Origin of the sequence: Streptomyces gelaticus (assembly GCF_014649535.1) — a bacterium.
Taxonomy (GTDB): Bacteria; Actinomycetota; Actinomycetes; order Streptomycetales; family Streptomycetaceae; genus Streptomyces; species Streptomyces gelaticus.
Window position 1 is genome coordinate 195136 of the sequence record NZ_BMTF01000001.1, and the last position, 15543, is coordinate 210678.

Below are 15543 nucleotides of genomic sequence, written 5' to 3' on the forward strand. Positions count from 1 at the left end.
ATGAGAATGAAGCGCATCGTCGGCATCGGCGCCGGACTCGCCGTGGTGGCCGCAGCGGCCACCACCGGGGTGATGGCCATGGACGACGGGGGAACGACGACCATCACCGCCTATTTCGACCGGGCCACCGGCGTGTACGCCGGATCGGACCTGCGGATCCTCGGTGTCAGGGTCGGCCGGGTGGAATCGGTCACGCCCCGGGGCAAGGAGGTCGAGGTCACCCTGCGGGTCGACAAGGGCGTCAAGGTCCCCAAGGGGGCGCATGCCGTGGTCGTCGCCCCCAGCCTCGTCGCCGACCGCTACGTCCAACTCGCCCCCGCCTACGACGGCGGACCGCAGATCGCGGACCACGCCGTACTGCCGGCCGCGAACAACGCCACACCCGTCGAGGTGGACCAGCTCTACGACTCCATCACGGAGCTCTCCAAGGCCCTCGGCCCGGACGGGGCCAACGCCGACGGAGCCCTCTCCGGACTCCTCGACACCGGGGCCGAGAACCTCGACGGCAACGGCAAGGCCATCGGCAACTCCATCGAGCAGTTCGGCAAGGCCACCAAGACCCTCGACAGGAGCAGCGGGAACCTCTTCGACACGCTGTCCTACCTCCAGTCCTTCACCACCATGCTGAAGGACAACGACGGCAATGTCCGCGCCGCCGAACAACAGCTCAACTCGGTCACCGGATTCCTCGCCGAGGACAAGGAGAACCTCGGTGCCGCGCTGAAGGAACTGGGCACCGCACTGGGGCAGGTCAAGGGCTTCATCCACAAGAACCGCGGCGCCCTCAAGGCGAATGTGGACGCCCTGGTACCGCTCACCCAGGCCCTGGTCGACCAGCGGGCCTCGCTCGCCGAGTCACTGGACACGCTGCCGCTCGCCGCGGGCAACGTCGTCAACGCCTACGACCCGGTGAACCGCACGCTCAACGGACGTACCAACCTCAACGAACTCTCCATGGGCGGGCCGCTCACCCGGGCCGACGGACTCGCCGGCCTCACCCCGGTGGACGGCGCACGCCGCAAGGAGCTGCCCACCCTGCCGCTCCCGGCCGTCGGCACCGTCTACGGCACCCCGGCGAAGAGCGCCACGGAAAAGAAGGGGGCGAACCGATGAGCCGCGTGCTGCGCAGACCCGGAGCCCGCACGACCGGCGTCGCCGCGGTGCTGGCCGTGGGCGTCGGCCTGGCCCTCGTCGTCACCTCTCCGGGCCTGCCCTCGTTCACCGGGATCGACCAGGTCCCGCTGCCCGGCGGCGCCGACCTCGGCGACCACCCGTACGAGATCACCGCGGAGTTCGCGGACGTACTCAGCCTCGCCCCGCAGGCGTCGGTGAAGGTCAACGACGTCGCCGTCGGCCGTGTCACCAAGGTCTCCCTGGGCTCGGGCAGCTGGAACGCCAAGGTCACCATGCGTGTCAACGGCAAGGTCGAACTGCCCGCCAACGCCTACGCCCACCTGGAACAGTCCAGCCTCCTCGGCGAGAAGTACATCCAGCTCGCCGCCCCCGCGCGCGGCACCGCACAGGGCAGGCTCGCCGACGGAGACCGGATCCCGCTGTCCCGCACCAACCGGAACCCGGAGGTCGAAGAGGTCTTCGGCGCCCTGTCGATGCTCCTCAACGGCGGTGGCGTCAACCAGCTCAAGACCATCACCACCGAGCTCAACAAGGCACTCGCCGGACACGAACCCCAGCTGCGCTCCATGCTCGGCCGGGTCAACACCCTCGTCACCGACCTGGATGATCACAAGAAGGACATCACCGACGCCCTGGACGGGGTGAACCGGCTCTCCGCCACCCTCGCCACCCGCAAACAGGACGTCGGTACGGTCCTCACCGGGCTCAGCCCCGGCCTGAAGGTCCTGGAGAAGCAGCGCGGCTCGCTCCTCACCATGCTCCGTTCGCTCGACACCCTCTCCGCCGTCGCCGTCGACACGGTGAACAAGAGCAAGGCCGACATGATCGCCGACCTCAAGGCCCTCGCCCCCAGCCTCAAGGCGCTCGCCGATTCCGGCCGCGACCTGCCCGACTCCCTCCAGGTGCTGCTCACCTACCCGTTCACGGACGAGGTGCTGCGCGGGGTGAAGGGCGACTATCTCAACGTCTACCTGGATGTGACGGCCATGCCCGGCACACAGATCGTCCCGCCGCTCGTTCCGGCGGTCCCTCCGCAGAGCGGGACCGGAACCAGCGGGACCGGAACCAGCCCGACCGGCCGGACCCTGCCGCTGCCCCTTCCCGCGGTCCCGACGGCGGGCACGGACGGGAGCAGCCGATGATCACCCTCGCCATCCGCCTCAAGAACATCGCCTTCCTGGTCATCGCGGTGCTCGTGCTCGGCTACCTCGGAGTGCGGTACGCCGACCTCGGCCACTACATCGGCCTGCGCAGCTACTACACCGTCAAGGTCCAGCTCCCGCGCACCGGAGGGCTGTACACCCACTCCAACGTCACCTACCGGGGGGTCTCGGTGGGCCGGGTCGGGCCGATCGAGCTCACCGACGAGGGAGTCGAGGCCGAACTGCGCATCGAGAAGGACGCCCCGAAGATCCCGGACGGGCTCAAGGCCGTCGTCGCCAGCCTCTCCTCGGTCGGCGAGCAGTACGTGGACCTGCGGCCCACCCGCACCGGGGGCCCGTACCTGGCGAACGGCTCCGTCATCGACCAGGCCGACACCACCGTCCCCGCCCCCGTCACCGATGTCCTCACCAGCGTCAACGACCTCGCGGGCTCCGTCGACCTGGAATCCCTGCGCACGGTCGTCGACGAGTTCGGCACCGCGTTCGAGGGGCGCGGCGACGATCTCCAGGTGCTGCTGGACACCGGAAGCGAATTCGTCCGGGCGGCGGACGACGCGCTGCCGGTCAACATCCGGCTGATGATCGACGGCCGGACCGTGCTGCGCACCCAGGCCGAACAGGGCGAGGCGCTCAAGGGCTTCGCCTCCGGAGCCAGGGAACTGGCCGCACAGCTCAAGGGATCCGACACCGACCTGCGCAAGCTGATCGCGGTCGCCCCCGACGCGACCGGACAGATCAGCGGACTGCTGCGGGACCTCGACCCGGGCTTCGGCGTCGTCGTCGCCAACCTCCTCACCACCTCCGAAGTCGCCGTCACCCGGCAACGCGGCATGGAGGAACTCCTGGTCAAGCTGCCCGCGGTGGCGGCCGCCGGGGCCAGCGCGATCGACGAGAACGGAGCCCGGTTCGGGATGTCGGTGACCTTCTTCGAGCCGCTGCCCTGCACCGCCGGATACGGCGGCACGGTCTACCGCAGCGGCCTGGACACCACGGCCGGGCCGCCCGTCAACACCAGGGCCCGCTGTACCTCTTCGCCCGGCACCGGCATCAACGTACGCGGCAGCGCCAACGCGCCCAGGGGCGGCGCCGTGCCCGAGCCCGCCAGGCCCGGCTCGATGCTGCTGGGCAACGACGCGGACCGGCTCCCGGGGGCGCTCGGTGTCACCGGCCGGAGCCCGTCGGAGGGTGAGGGCATGGCCGGCCTGCTGGGACTCGGACCGGAGGGCGGCCGATGACGACCCGTACGAAGACCCTGACCGGCTGGGCGGTGCTGTTCGCCGCCGTGCTGGTCTGCGCCCTCGGGGGCTGGTCGTACGCACGGGCGCGCGGCGACGACAGCCTCGCGTACGCGAAGAGCCGGGATGCCGCACTGGCCGACGGCAAGCACCGCCTCGCCGTGCTGAACAGCCTCGACGCCAAGGACGCCAGGAGCGTGGACAGCGGTCTCGGCGCCTGGCTCGACTCCTCGACGGGGCCGCTCCACGACCAGTTGGGGCGCACCCGGAGCAAGGACGCGAAAGAACTGGCCGAGTCCGGTGCCACCGCACGCGGCAAGGTCACCGACGCGGCACTCACCGCGCTCGACGAGCGGACCGGAACGGCCGGGATGATCGCGACCGTCGATGTCGAGGTCACCCCGCGCACCGGAAGGGCCGGCACCGAACGCAAGCGCTTCGAGGCGACGCTGGCCCGCACCCCGGACGGCTGGAAGGTCAAGGCGCTCACGGCGATTCCGGTCGGGAGCGGCGAATGAAGGAGCGGGGAGGGACAGCGGTCGTGAGTACGGACACCGGCACGGACACGGAGACACGGGAGGCGGAGGAGGCCGAGGACGCCGGTGCGCCCGCCGAGGAGGACCTGCCGGATCCGTCCGGGCCCGCCCGGCGGTGGCCGCGCATCGCGGCGGCCTTTCTGGTCCTCGCGCTGCTCGCGACCGGCGTCGCGCTCTTCGCCGAGGGCAGGGCGCTGCGCGACACCCCCGCCACCTCGAACCGCGCGCTGACCGACAGCGAGGCGACCACCCGGGTCGCGGGCGATGTCAGCAACGCGCTCGGCAAGGTCTTCTCCTACAGCCCGCAGGCCACCGCCGTCACCAAGGAGTCGGCGAAACAACTCCTGGCCGGCAAGGCGCTCCAGCAGTACGCGGCCCTGTTCGGGCAGGTCGAGAAGCAGGCCGCGGACCAGAAGCTGACGCTCACCACCCATGTCGTACGCGCCGGAGTGACCCGGCTGACGGACGACAGCGCCCACCTGCTGGTCTTCCTCGACCAGGTCTACGAGCGTCAGGGCAAGCCGGCCACCACGGCGGCGGCCCAGCTCTCCGTCACCGCCCGGCTGCGGGACGGCCACTGGACCGTGGTCGAGATCGCCTCCAGATAGCAGCACCCACCTTCGCGCAACTCGGTACGGATCGGCCGGCAGGGAGACAGCAATGGCACGGGTACGGATGACGGGGAACGCGCTGACGACGGCGGCGGTCGTGCTGGCGGTCGCGGCGGCCGGCGCGGCCGCCTGGGGCGGAGTGTCGTGGTACGACGCCGCGCAGGACGAGTCGGCGGCGTACGCGCAGTCCCGCGACGAGGCGCTGGCTGCGGGCGAGCAGGCCGTACAGAACATGAACACGCTCGACCACCGGAAGCTGGCGAAGGGCCTCGATAGCTGGGAGGACTCCACCACCGGCGAACTGCACCGGCAACTGGTCGACGGACGCTCGGCGTTCGCGAAGCAGATCCAGCAGGCGAAGACGGTCAGCACGGCCCAGATCCTGTCCGGGGCGGTGACCGAACTCGACGACCGGGCCGGCCAGGCCGGAGTCATGGTGGCACTGCGGGTCACCGTGACCGCGCCGAAGGGCAAGCCCGCGGTGAAGGAGAGCCGGATGCTCGGCAAGCTCACCCGTACCTCCGAGGGGTGGAAGCTCAGCGCCCTCGGCCAGGCACCCGTCGGCAACACAGCCGGCTGAGAGGCGGTCGGAGGTCATCCGACCGCCTCTGAAGCCACCGACTCCCACCGCCACCGAGAGGACCCCGGACATGTCGACGACCCGTCACCTCGTCAACCGCCAACGCCGTCTGGCCACCGTCGCCGCCGAACGCGCCACCGTCCCGGTGCGACGGCCCGCGACCCCTGACACGTCCGCGGACGAGACGGCGCGCAGCCGCGACGCGAAGGACACCACCACCGACGACGAGGGCACGGACGACGCCGGTTCGATCGGGGGCCAGGAGAAGACGGCACCGGACGGGGAGCGGCCGTCCCGCCTCCGTGTCCGACTGCCCGCCGTTCTCTGCGCCCTCACCGTGCTGCTCGGGACCTTCGCCGCCTGGGCGTTCACCTCGGCCGGAAGCCTGCGCGACGACCCGACCCGGCAGAACACCGCGCTCACCGACATCGCACGGACCAGCGAGGTGAAGGGCCAGATCTCCGACGCCGTGGGCGCGGTGTTCTCGTACAACTACGCCGCGCCCGGCAATTCCGAGGAGGCCGCCAGGACCCATCTGGTCGGCAAGGCGGTGCAGCAGCACAAGGACATGCTCGCCCAGGTCCGGGCCCAGGGACAGAAGCAGAAGCTCGTGCTGACCACGACCGTCACCGACAGCGGCGTGGAGCTCCTCGACGGCGACCGGGCCCGGCTGCTGATCTTCGCCGACCAGAGCAACACCCGTACCGGCAAGTCGGACGAGACGACCTACGCGGCAGCCATGTTCGCCGTGGACGCCGTTCGCCGCGACGACACCTGGCGGATCGCCGCCATCGACACGTTCACCCGGTGACCCGGGGGAGAGGGGAGCACGCATGAGGTTCACCGGCACGATGCGCCGCGGACTCAGCGGCACGGCGGCCGCGGTCGCCGCGATGGCCGCGCTCACCGCGTCCCAGGCACCGGGACTCGTCGGTCACGAAACGACGCCGCAGAAGCGTCAGGAAGCCGACGAGGTGAAGTGGTCGCACGTACCCAACGACGACTCGTACCACACCGAACTGCCGCCGCTCCAGTCACCGAAGCCGCCGAAGCCCGGTACGAAGCAGAGCCCGGCCGCTGCCCGGTCGTGGGCCGAGGCGGGCATCCCGGCCACCGTGCTCGCCGCCTACCGCAAGGCGGAGAGCGCACTCGGGAGGACCGACCCCGGATGCCGGCTGCCGTGGCAGTTACTGGCGGCGATCGGCAAGGTCGAGTCCGGCCAGGCCGGCGGGGGACGGGTGGACGCCCGCGGCACGACCCTCACCCCGATCCTCGGACCGGTCCTCGACGGCGCGGGATTCGCCGACATCCCGGACACCGACGGCGGCGCCTACGACGGCGACCGGACCCATGACCGGGCGGTCGGCCCGATGCAGTTCATCCCCTCGACCTGGGCCCACTGGGGCAGGGACGGAAACGGCGACGGCCGCCGCGATCCGGGCAACATCTACGACGCCGCGCTCGCCGCCGGGTACTACCTCTGTGCCGGGCCGCGTGATCTGTCGGTGAAGGCCGATCTGGACCGGGCGATCCTCAGCTACAACCACTCGGACACCTATCTGCGCACCGTGCTGTCCTGGCTGGAGTTCTACCGCAGGGGCACCCACCCGGTGGCCGACGGCAAGGGCACCGTCCCGAAGAGCCCCGGCGCGGGCGGCCCGAACAAGCCGAAGCACCCGGTCGGCGGCCCCGGCGCCCCGGACGGCGGCATCATCGTGGGCCCGCAGCCCGGCGGTTCGCCCCACCCGTCCCCCTCGGCCACCCCCGGACCCTCCGGATCGCCGACCGCCTCCCCGGACCCCACCGTCTCCCCGGACCCCACCGACCCGGGCACCGGCTCACCCGATCCGACCGACAGCGGACCGGCCAGCCCGGACCCGGGCACGAGCCCCGACCCCGGTCCCGGCTGCCCGACCGGCTCGCCGTCACCGGACCCGACCGGGACCGCCGGGTCCACCGAGTCCCCGGAGCCCGGGCCGACGACGAGCGAGGACCCCTGTGCCACGCCGTCGGGCTCACCCTCCGCCGGCTGACAGCACCTCCGCCAGGTCGTACCGCACCACCTCCTCCAGCTGCGCGTAGGTGCAGCCGCCAGGGGAGCGGTCCGGCCGCCACCGGCGGAAGCGGGCGGTGTGCCGGAAACGGTTGCCCTCCATGTGGTCGTACGCCACCTCGCAGACCCGTTCCGGGCGCAGCGCCACCCACGACTGGTCCTTCTTGCCGGACCAGCGGCTCTGCGTCCCGGGCAGCCGGGCGCGCTCGTGCGCCTCGGCGTCGGCCCAGGCCGCCCACGGGTGACCGGCGAAATCGACCCGCAGCGGCTCCAGCTCCGCGGCCAGCTCCGCGCGGCGCTGCATCGAGAAGGCCGCACAGACCCCGACGTGCTGGAGCACTCCCGCGCAGTCGTACAGTCCGAGCAGCAGCGAGCCGACGACCGGACCGCTCTTGTGGAGGCGGTACCCCGCCACCACGCAGTCGGCGGTCCGTTCGTGCTTGATCTTGTACATCACCCGGGTGTCGGGGCGGTACGGCAGGTCGAGCGGCTTGGCCACCACACCGTCGAGCCCCGCGCCCTCGTAGCGCTCGAACCACTCCTGGGCGAGGGCCGGGTCCGTGGTCGCCGGGGCGAGATGGACGGGGGCCGACGCGCCGGACAGCGCCGCCTCCAGCACGGCGCGGCGGTCGGACTGCCGGGCGGCGAGCAGTGAGTCGTCGCCCACCGCCAGGACGTCGAAGGCGATCAGGCTGGCCGGGGTCTGTTCGGCGAGCAGCCGCACCCGGGAATCGGCCGGGTGGATGCGCTCGCTGAGCCGGTCGAAGTCCAGCCGCCCGTCGTACACGATCACGATCTCGCCGTCGATCACACAGCGCGGCGGCAGATTCTCCCGGACCGCGGTGACCAGCTCGGGGAAGTAGCGGGTGAGCGGCTTGCCGGTGCGGCTGCCGATCACCACCTCGTCGCCGTCCCGGTGCACGATCGCGCGGAAGCCGTCCCACTTGGCCTCGTACTGCATACCGGGCGGGATCCTGGACACGGACTTGGCGAGCATCGGCTTCACGGGAGGCATCACCGGCAGATCCATGACCCGATTCTCACGCACGACCGGGCGCAAGTCTCCCGATATGCGGCATATGCGGGCCCGGCCTACCGTGACCGTCATGGGTGCAGCGGTGAAAGCAGTGGAGCTCGAAGCCGACGGACGGGCCGTACGGCTCTCCAGTCCGGACAAGGTCTACTTCCCGGAAAAGGGCTACACCAAGAGGGACGTGGCCGAGTACTTCCTGGCTGTCGGCCCCGGTATCACCCGCGCCCTGCACGACCGGCCCACCACCCTGCAGCGCTTCGTGGAGGGCGTCGAGGGCGAGTTCTTCTACCAGAAGCGCGCCCCGAAGAACCTCCCCGACTGGATCCCCACGGCACGGATCGCCTTCCCGAGCGGCCGTCCCGCCGACGAGATCTGCCCCACCGAACTCGCCGCCCTCATCTGGGCGGTCAACCTCGGCACCCTCACCTTCCACCCCTGGCCGGTCCGCAGTGCCGATACCGACCACCCCGACGAACTGCGCATCGACCTCGACCCGCAGCCCGGCACGGACTACGCCGACGCGGTGTGCGCCGCCCACGAGCTGCGGTCCGTGCTCGACGACCACGGGCTGTGCGGCTGGCCCAAGACCTCCGGCGGCCGGGGCATCCATGTCTTCGTCCCGATCGCCCCGGAGTGGACGTTCACCGAGGTCAGACGCGCTGCCATCGCCGTCGGCCGTGAACTGGAACGCCGCATGCCGGACCGGGTGACCACGGCCTGGTGGAAGGAGGAGCGCGGCGAGCGGATCTTTGTCGACTTCAACCAGACCGCCCGCGACCGCACCATCGCCTCCGCCTACTCCGTACGTCCCCGCCCGCACGCCCCGGTCTCCGCCCCGCTGCGCTGGGAGGAGATCGACGACGCCGAACCGGGCGACTTCGACATCAGGACCATGCCGAAGCGCTACGCCGATGTGGGTGATGTGCACGCGGACATGGACGACCACGCCTTCCGGCTCGACGCGCTGCTGGAGCTGGCGGACCGGGACGAGCGGGAACGCGGCCTCGGCGACATGCCGTATCCCCCGGAGTACCCGAAGATGCCCGGCGAGCCCAAACGGGTCCAGCCGAGCCGGGCCCGGAACGACGAGGACACCGGAGGGTGAGCGCCGAGGCCGTGACCACGTGCCTCGGGCACGCGGTCACGGCCACCTGATGCGGTCCGGGCTACAGCTCCTTGATGCGGATGTCGCGGTACGAGATCACGTCCGTGGTGCTGTGGACCTGGAGTCCGATGTAGCCGGAGGCGTACCGCCGGCCGTCGGTGCCCGGGTCGTCACCGCGCGGCGGCTCGAAGACCTGACCGCCGTTGTTGTCGAACTCGTTCAGCAGGACACCGTTGCGGTAGACCGAGTAGTGCTGGTCCACCACCCGGATCTCGTAGTCGTTCCAGGTGCCCTTGGCGGTGACCCCGGCGCCGGCCAGACCGATCCGGTCGAAGCCGTATACCGAGCCGGTCTTGTACATGTCGCCGTCCGGGCGGTCGAGGATCTGCACCTCGTGGCCGTACTTGATGGCGACCCACTCCGGACGCGGCTCCTCCGGGTTGTCGTGGACGTTCGGGAAGCGGACGAACACCCCGCTGTTGGCGTTGCCCGTGCCCGGGGCGTCGTCGCGCCACTGGAGCTTGAGCGAGAAGTCGCCGTACTGCCGGCCGGGGAACCAGAGCATGCCCATGCCGTCCACCGCGGTGGAACTGGTGAGGGTGCCGTCCGCGTTCAGCCCGAACTTCCCGCCGCCGACCTGCTGCCACTTGGCGAAGGACGCCGCGGTGCCGTCGAAGAGCTTCTTGTAGCCCTCGTCCTGGCCCGGCATGCCGATCCCCGACTGCTTGGCCGCTCGGTAGATCTTCTTGTGCTCACGGGCGTCGATCACGCCGGCGGCGAGCAGCTTGTCGAGGACACCGTCGACGTGCTTGAGGAACAGTGCGTGCGACGACCAGTCCTTCTCGTCCTCGATCAGCTCGTTGATCGTGCACCGGTTGCCCGTGATGCGGTTGGGGACCCCGGTGTCGACCGTGCCGACGATGACGGTGAGCCGCTCGTCGAACTCCGGGCAGTTCGGCGCCGGTACGCCCCCGCTCTCCGCGACGGTGAACGACACCTGCCTCGCGACGGAGGTGTTGCCGGCCTTGTCCGTCGCCCGGTGGGCGACGGTGTGGTAGCCGACGCGGTCGACGATGACGGTGGCGGTGTACGCGAGGTACGGGCCGCCGTCGAGCGAGTACTCGACCTTGTCCACACCCGATTCGGCGTCGGTCGCGGTGACGGTCACCTTGGCACTGGTGATGTAGGCGTTGTCGGAGTTCTTGTCGCCCTCCACCTTCGCGGAGGTCTCGGGCGGGGTCTTGTCCTGCGTCGGTGGTGCGACGACGGTGAAGTCGACCGACTTCCCGGCCGCCGCGTTGCCCGCCCTGTCGGTGGCCCGGTAGCGGACTGTGTGCGTACCGGTCTCGTGCACCATCACGGGCGCGGTGTACGGCTGCCAGGCGCCGTCCGCCCCGAGCGTGTACTCGATGGTGTTGACGCCGGAGCCGGTGTCGGAGGCGGTCACGGTGACCGTCGCCATCCCCAGGTACCGCCCCTGGTCGTCCTTCTCGCCGGACACGGTCGCCGAGGTCTCCGGCGGCGTCCTGTCGTCCGTCGGCGGTGCGGCGACGGTGAAGTCGACCGATTTCTCGGCCGCCGTATTGCCCGCCTTGTCGGTGGCCCGGTAGCGGATGGTGTGCGTACCGACCTCGTTCACCACGACCGGTGCGGTGTACGGCTGCCAGGCACCGTCCGCCCCCACCGCGTACTCCACGGTGCCGACGCCGGAGCCGTCGTCGGTCGCCGAGACGGTGACGGTCGCCTGACCGACGTACGCGCCGTCGGCGTTCTTGTCACCGTCCACCTTCGCGGAGGTCGCGGGGGCCGTGGTGTCCTCGCCGCCGGCCTCGGTCACGGTGAGGATGCCCTGCATCGCCTCGTGCCCCGGCATGGTGCAGTGGTAGAAGTACCGGCCGGGGGAGAGCGTGACCTCGGCGGTGTGCTTGCCGCCCTGGTCGTCGGACGGGTTGGCCAGGATGTTCAGCGTGACGTCGTTGTTGAACTCCGGGTCCGAGATGCTGAAGGTGAGGGTGTGCGGCATCCCCGTGGTGTTGCCGGTCGCCGCACTGTTCTCGAAGACGATGGTCGCCTCGCCGGCCACCGCGGTCTTCGGGGCGGACAGATAGCGGTCGATGGGGTCGCCCGCGGTCCAGGTGAGGACCTGCTCGGCCGCCGCCGGAGCGGGTGCCGCCGTACGGCCGTACGCCGCCGTCGAGGTCAGTCCCAGCACCATCAGGAAGGAACCCAGCAGCGCGAGCCACAACCGGGCCGGACGGTACCGCTTTCGGAGAAGGACCGGACGATGTCTCACCGCGCTGCCGCCTTCCTGGCCAGATCACCGGCGGCCGGGGTCGGACCGCCGCCCTTGTACGTCACACGCCACAGCGCGGACTTGGAGTCGGAGGTGAAGAAGCCGCGCCCGTAGTCCAGGACGTACAGCGAGCCGTCCGGGGCGAACTTCCAGTCCATCAGGTTGCGGATGCCGTCCGCCCCGACCGGGATGATCTTCCGCAGGGACTCGGCGTGCGTGGGCAGACCGCCCTTGCCGGCCGTCTTCGGGTCGGTGAGCACGGCGTGCCGGGGCTGGGTGCCGTCGTAGAAGTCACCGACGAACCACTTGCCGTCCCAGTAGGAGGGCCACTTGTCGGCGCTGGTGCTCGCCGCGTCGTACCGGTAGACCGGGCCGTTCATCGTGGCCTGGCCGCCGCCCTTGAGCCACGGCAGCAGCTGCTTCTGCTCCTCGGCCTTGTAGCTGGGGATGCCGTTGGCGTCGCGCGGGTAGTCCACGCCACCGCCCTGCGGCGAGTACCAGATGGTGTTGGAGGTGACCGGCGGCAGATTCACCAGCCCGTCGTTGTTCGGCGACTCGTTCTTCGGGTGGTCGCAGTCGTACCAGCCGAGCGGCTTGGTGGGGTCGGGCAGATTGCGGTCCCGGTAGGGCTGCTTGTTGCCCATGCAGTACGGCCAGCCGTGGTTGCCCGCCTTCGTGATCGCGGCGAACGTGTCGTACTTGGCCGGGCCCCAGGTGGTGGAGGGTGAGCCCGCGTCGGGGCCGACCCAGCCCGCGTACAGGGTGTCGGTCGACTTGTCGACGGAGATCCGGGCCGGGTTGCGCACGCCCATCACATAGATCTCGCCGCGCGTCCTGCCACCGCCCTCGTCGGGCTCCTTGCCGGTGAAGAGATTGCCCTCGGGCAGCGTGTAGGTGCCGTCGTCCTCCGGGTGGATCCGCAGGATCTTCCCGTTGAGGTTGTTCGTGTTGCCCGCGGTGCGGCGGGCGTCGGCGAACGAGACGCCCTTGAAGTTCGGCTGCGGGTTGTTCCCCGAGTAGCCGTCGCTGAAGCCGGAGGAGTTGTTGTCACCGGTCGCGATGTAGAGATTGCCCTTGGAGTCCCAGGCCATCCCGCCGCCCGCGTGGCAGCAGCTGTGGACCTGCACGGGCCAGTGCAGCAGCACCTTCTCCGAGGACAGATCCAGCTTGTTCGTGGACAGGTCCATGGTGAAGCGGGAGACCTGGCGCACCGCCATCTGCTTGTCGCGGTCCAGCTTCGAGTGCGGGGTGTAGTGCAGGTACACCCACCCGTTCTTCTCGAAGTCCGGGTCCAGCTCGATGCCGAGCAGTCCCTCCTCGACCTTGACCAGTTCGTCGCCGCCGCCCTTGTTGCCGAAGATCGTCAGCTCACCGGCGAGGGTGACCTTCCCGGTCCTGGGGTCGTAGACGTGGATCTGCCCCAGACCCTTGCCGATGTCCGGGTCGTTCCAGTCGGTGACGACCGGCCGGCTGCTGTCGGCACCGCCGCGCCCGATGTACAGCACGCGCCCGTCGGGGGCGGTGACCAGGCCGTGCGGCTCGCCGATCTGGTCGTTCTGTCCCGGCTGGTTGGGCTGGGTGACCCGCTCGGCCTTGTAGTTGGCGTCGATCGTGGCCTTGCAGTCGGCCTGCGAGATCCGGGTCGTCCAGTTCAGCGCGCCGCGCAGATGGTCGCGGAAGTCGGTCTCCGCGAAGCTGTCGGCCGTACCGCCCATCGCCGTGTAGAAGGACCGGCCGCCGTCGTAGTCGCGGCACCAGGAGACCGGGTGGTCCCAGCCGTTGGCACTCGCGCCCGGCTTGTAGGTGATCTCGCGGACGCGCGCCACGGTGTGCACGTCGCCGGACGGGTTCTTCGTCCAGTTCAGCCACTTGTCGGGGCGCTTCCACTCCAGCGGGAGGTTCTTGGTCGCCGGGTGCTGACGGTCACCGATCTCGACCGTCGCACGCTGCACGGCGGCCGGGCTGTTCGCCGCCGGGCGGGCGCCGACCAGGCCGGTGAACCAGTCCGAGTACGGTTCGGTGCGCGCGGCGTCATGGATGCCGAGGAAGCCGCCGCCGGCCTCCATGTACGCCTCCAGGCCGGCCTCCTGCTCCGGGTCGAGGACATCGCCGCCGCCGGTCAGGAAGACCACGGCGTTGTACCTGCCGAGCTTCCTGCCGTTGGTGAAGACCGTGGGGTCGTCGGTGGCGACGGTCTTGAACCGGCCGGCCTCCGGACCGGTGAGCCCGATCTTCTCGATCGCCGCGATCCCGGCGTCGACCGTCGGGGACTCCTCGGTGGCCGAGGCGTGGAACACCAGCACCTTGACGTCGGCGCCGCCCGGCGGCGACGGCAGGGACAACGTTGTCGCCAGGGAGCCGGACGGCTCCGGATAAGGCCTGGCCGCGGCCGTGTTGGCGCCGAGCAGGGAAGCGGTCAGTGCGCCGGCCGCGAGGCCCGCCGCGAGTCCGCGTCGCGATCTGGACCTGCGATGTGGTGCGCGCTGCATGTGGTCACCCACCCCTCTTTGGTCACTGCAACAGCGCATGAAGCTAGACCTCTTTTCGTGGTCCGCCAATAGCTATGGCGGCAATTGCACGAACTTTGTCCTGGCTGTGGATAAACGAAGATCCTCCGGCTACGGTGTGGGCCGTCCGGGGCGAGTCGGCGCTCCAAATTCCTTGGCTCAGTGGGGAGTTCGGCATGGACAGAAGGAGCTTCAACCGGCGGATGCTGGTCGGCGGCACAGTGGCGGCCGCGACCGGCCTGACATCGTTGTCCCTCGGTTCGATCGAGGCCAACTCGGCGGAGCCCGCGTCGGCCACCGCCCCGGCGGGCGGTGCGGTCCGCCATCTCAAGCTGTATGCCGAGAAGCTGGCGGACGGCCGGATGGGGTACGGGCTGGAGAAGGGCAAGGCTTCGGTACCGGGGCCGCTCATCGAGATCAACGAGGGCGACACCCTGCACATCGAGTTCGAGAACACGGCCGATGTGCCGGTCAGCCTCCACGCGCACGGTGTCGACTACGACATCGCGAGCGACGGCACCCGGATGAACAAGAGCATCGTCGAACCGGGCGGGACCCGTACCTACACCTGGCGCACCCATGCCCCCGGCCGGCGCAAGGACGGCACCTGGCAGCCGGGCAGCGCGGGCTACTGGCACTATCACGACCATGTCGTCGGCACGGACCACGGCACCGGTGGCATCCGCAAGGGCCTCTACGGTCCGCTGATCGTCCGGCGCCAGGGCGACATCCTGCCGGACAAGACGATCACGATCGTCTTCAACGACATGACGATCAACAACAAGCCGGCCCACGAGAGCCCGAACTTCGAGGCCACGGTGGGGGACCGGCTCGAAGTCGTCATGATCACGCACGGCGAGTACTACCACACGTTCCACATCCACGGTCATCGCTGGGCGGACAACCGGACCGGGCTGCTCACCGGCCCCGACGACCCGAGCCGGGTCATCGACACGAAGATCGTCGGCCCGGCGGACTCCTTCGGCTTCCAGATCATCGCAGGCGAACGCGTGGGCGCGGGCGCCTGGATGTACCACTGCCATGTGCAGAGCCACTCCGACATGGGCATGGCCGGACTGCTGCTGGTCGCCAAGCCGGACGGCACCGTGCCGGGGTACGAGCCGCACCACATGACGTCCCACGGCAAGGCGGCTCCGGGCAAAGCGGTGCCCGGGAGTGCGCCGAAGGACACGGCCGCACACGACCCGTCGGCCCATGGATCCTGACACCACCGGTCGGCAAACGTGCTCCGGCGCCGGACGGCGCCGCTCCGCGGGCCGGGGACACCGCTTG

13 protein-coding genes are annotated in these 15543 nt (G+C 70.3%); 10 read left to right on the top strand and 3 right to left on the bottom strand.

Features of this window, described 5'->3' with window-relative positions:
* The 8 genes from IE107_RS00885 (at position 1) to IE107_RS00920 (ending at position 7292) form a co-directional block, all read left to right on the top strand.
* A complete protein-coding gene (locus tag IE107_RS00885; RefSeq protein WP_189539885.1) occupies positions 1 to 1113 on the top strand; it encodes an MCE family protein in 1113 nt (370 codons plus the stop codon).
* Positions 1110 to 2276, top strand: a complete 1167-nt coding sequence (locus IE107_RS00890; RefSeq protein ID WP_189539887.1) for an MCE family protein — start codon at positions 1110 to 1112, stop codon at positions 2274 to 2276. Before IE107_RS00885 ends, IE107_RS00890 begins: the two co-directional genes overlap by 4 nt.
* A complete protein-coding gene (locus IE107_RS00895) occupies positions 2273 to 3532 on the top strand; it encodes an MCE family protein (protein ID WP_189539889.1) in 1260 nt (419 codons plus the stop codon). The genes IE107_RS00890 and IE107_RS00895 overlap by 4 nt, the downstream gene beginning before the upstream one ends.
* Complete coding sequence (locus IE107_RS00900) at positions 3529 to 4050, top strand: hypothetical protein (RefSeq protein WP_189539891.1); 522 nt, start codon at positions 3529 to 3531, stop codon at positions 4048 to 4050. Before IE107_RS00895 ends, IE107_RS00900 begins: the two co-directional genes overlap by 4 nt.
* Positions 4047 to 4676, top strand: a complete 630-nt coding sequence (locus IE107_RS00905) for a hypothetical protein (protein ID WP_189539893.1) — start codon at positions 4047 to 4049, stop codon at positions 4674 to 4676. Before IE107_RS00900 ends, IE107_RS00905 begins: the two co-directional genes overlap by 4 nt.
* A 52-nt stretch (positions 4677 to 4728) precedes the next feature.
* Positions 4729 to 5259 carry an Rv1363c family protein gene (locus tag IE107_RS00910; protein WP_189539895.1) on the top strand — a complete coding sequence of 177 codons (531 nt, stop codon included), beginning with the start codon at positions 4729 to 4731 and terminating at the stop codon, positions 5257 to 5259.
* A 70-nt stretch (positions 5260 to 5329) separates the two neighbouring features.
* A complete protein-coding gene (locus IE107_RS00915) occupies positions 5330 to 6070 on the top strand; it encodes a hypothetical protein (protein ID WP_189539897.1) in 741 nt (246 codons plus the stop codon).
* A gap of 22 nt (positions 6071 to 6092) precedes the next feature.
* Positions 6093 to 7292: a lytic transglycosylase domain-containing protein gene (locus IE107_RS00920; RefSeq protein WP_189539899.1), complete on the top strand. Its 1200-nt coding sequence runs from the start codon at positions 6093 to 6095 to the stop codon at positions 7290 to 7292.
* On the opposite strand, the gene IE107_RS00925 is transcribed toward IE107_RS00920, so the two are convergent.
* Positions 7275 to 8342 (bottom strand): ATP-dependent DNA ligase, encoded by a 1068-nt coding sequence (locus IE107_RS00925; protein ID WP_189539900.1) that lies wholly within the window; start codon positions 8340 to 8342, stop codon positions 7275 to 7277. The genes IE107_RS00920 and IE107_RS00925 overlap by 18 nt on opposite strands.
* 76 nt (positions 8343 to 8418) lie before the next feature.
* Here IE107_RS00925 and ligD point away from each other — a divergent pair, with 76 nt between their 5' ends.
* The gene (gene ligD, locus IE107_RS00930) at positions 8419 to 9450 is read left to right on the top strand and encodes a non-homologous end-joining DNA ligase (RefSeq protein WP_229866632.1); all 1032 of its coding nucleotides are present in this window, start codon (positions 8419 to 8421) and stop codon (positions 9448 to 9450) included.
* A gap of 61 nt (positions 9451 to 9511) precedes the next feature.
* On the opposite strand, the gene IE107_RS00935 is transcribed toward ligD, so the two are convergent.
* Both IE107_RS00935 and IE107_RS00940 read right to left on the bottom strand, forming a co-directional pair.
* Positions 9512 to 11665: an OmpL47-type beta-barrel domain-containing protein gene (locus IE107_RS00935; RefSeq protein WP_373302387.1), complete on the bottom strand. Its 2154-nt coding sequence runs from the start codon at positions 11663 to 11665 to the stop codon at positions 9512 to 9514.
* A gap of 74 nt (positions 11666 to 11739) precedes the next feature.
* The gene (locus tag IE107_RS00940) at positions 11740 to 14232 is read right to left on the bottom strand and encodes a ThuA domain-containing protein (protein ID WP_189539906.1); all 2493 of its coding nucleotides are present in this window, start codon (positions 14230 to 14232) and stop codon (positions 11740 to 11742) included.
* Positions 14233 to 14426: 194 nt separating this feature from the next.
* Here IE107_RS00940 and IE107_RS00945 point away from each other — a divergent pair, with 194 nt between their 5' ends.
* Positions 14427 to 15476 (top strand): multicopper oxidase domain-containing protein, encoded by a 1050-nt coding sequence (locus tag IE107_RS00945; RefSeq protein ID WP_189539908.1) that lies wholly within the window; start codon positions 14427 to 14429, stop codon positions 15474 to 15476.
* Positions 15477 to 15543 lie beyond the last annotated feature (67 nt).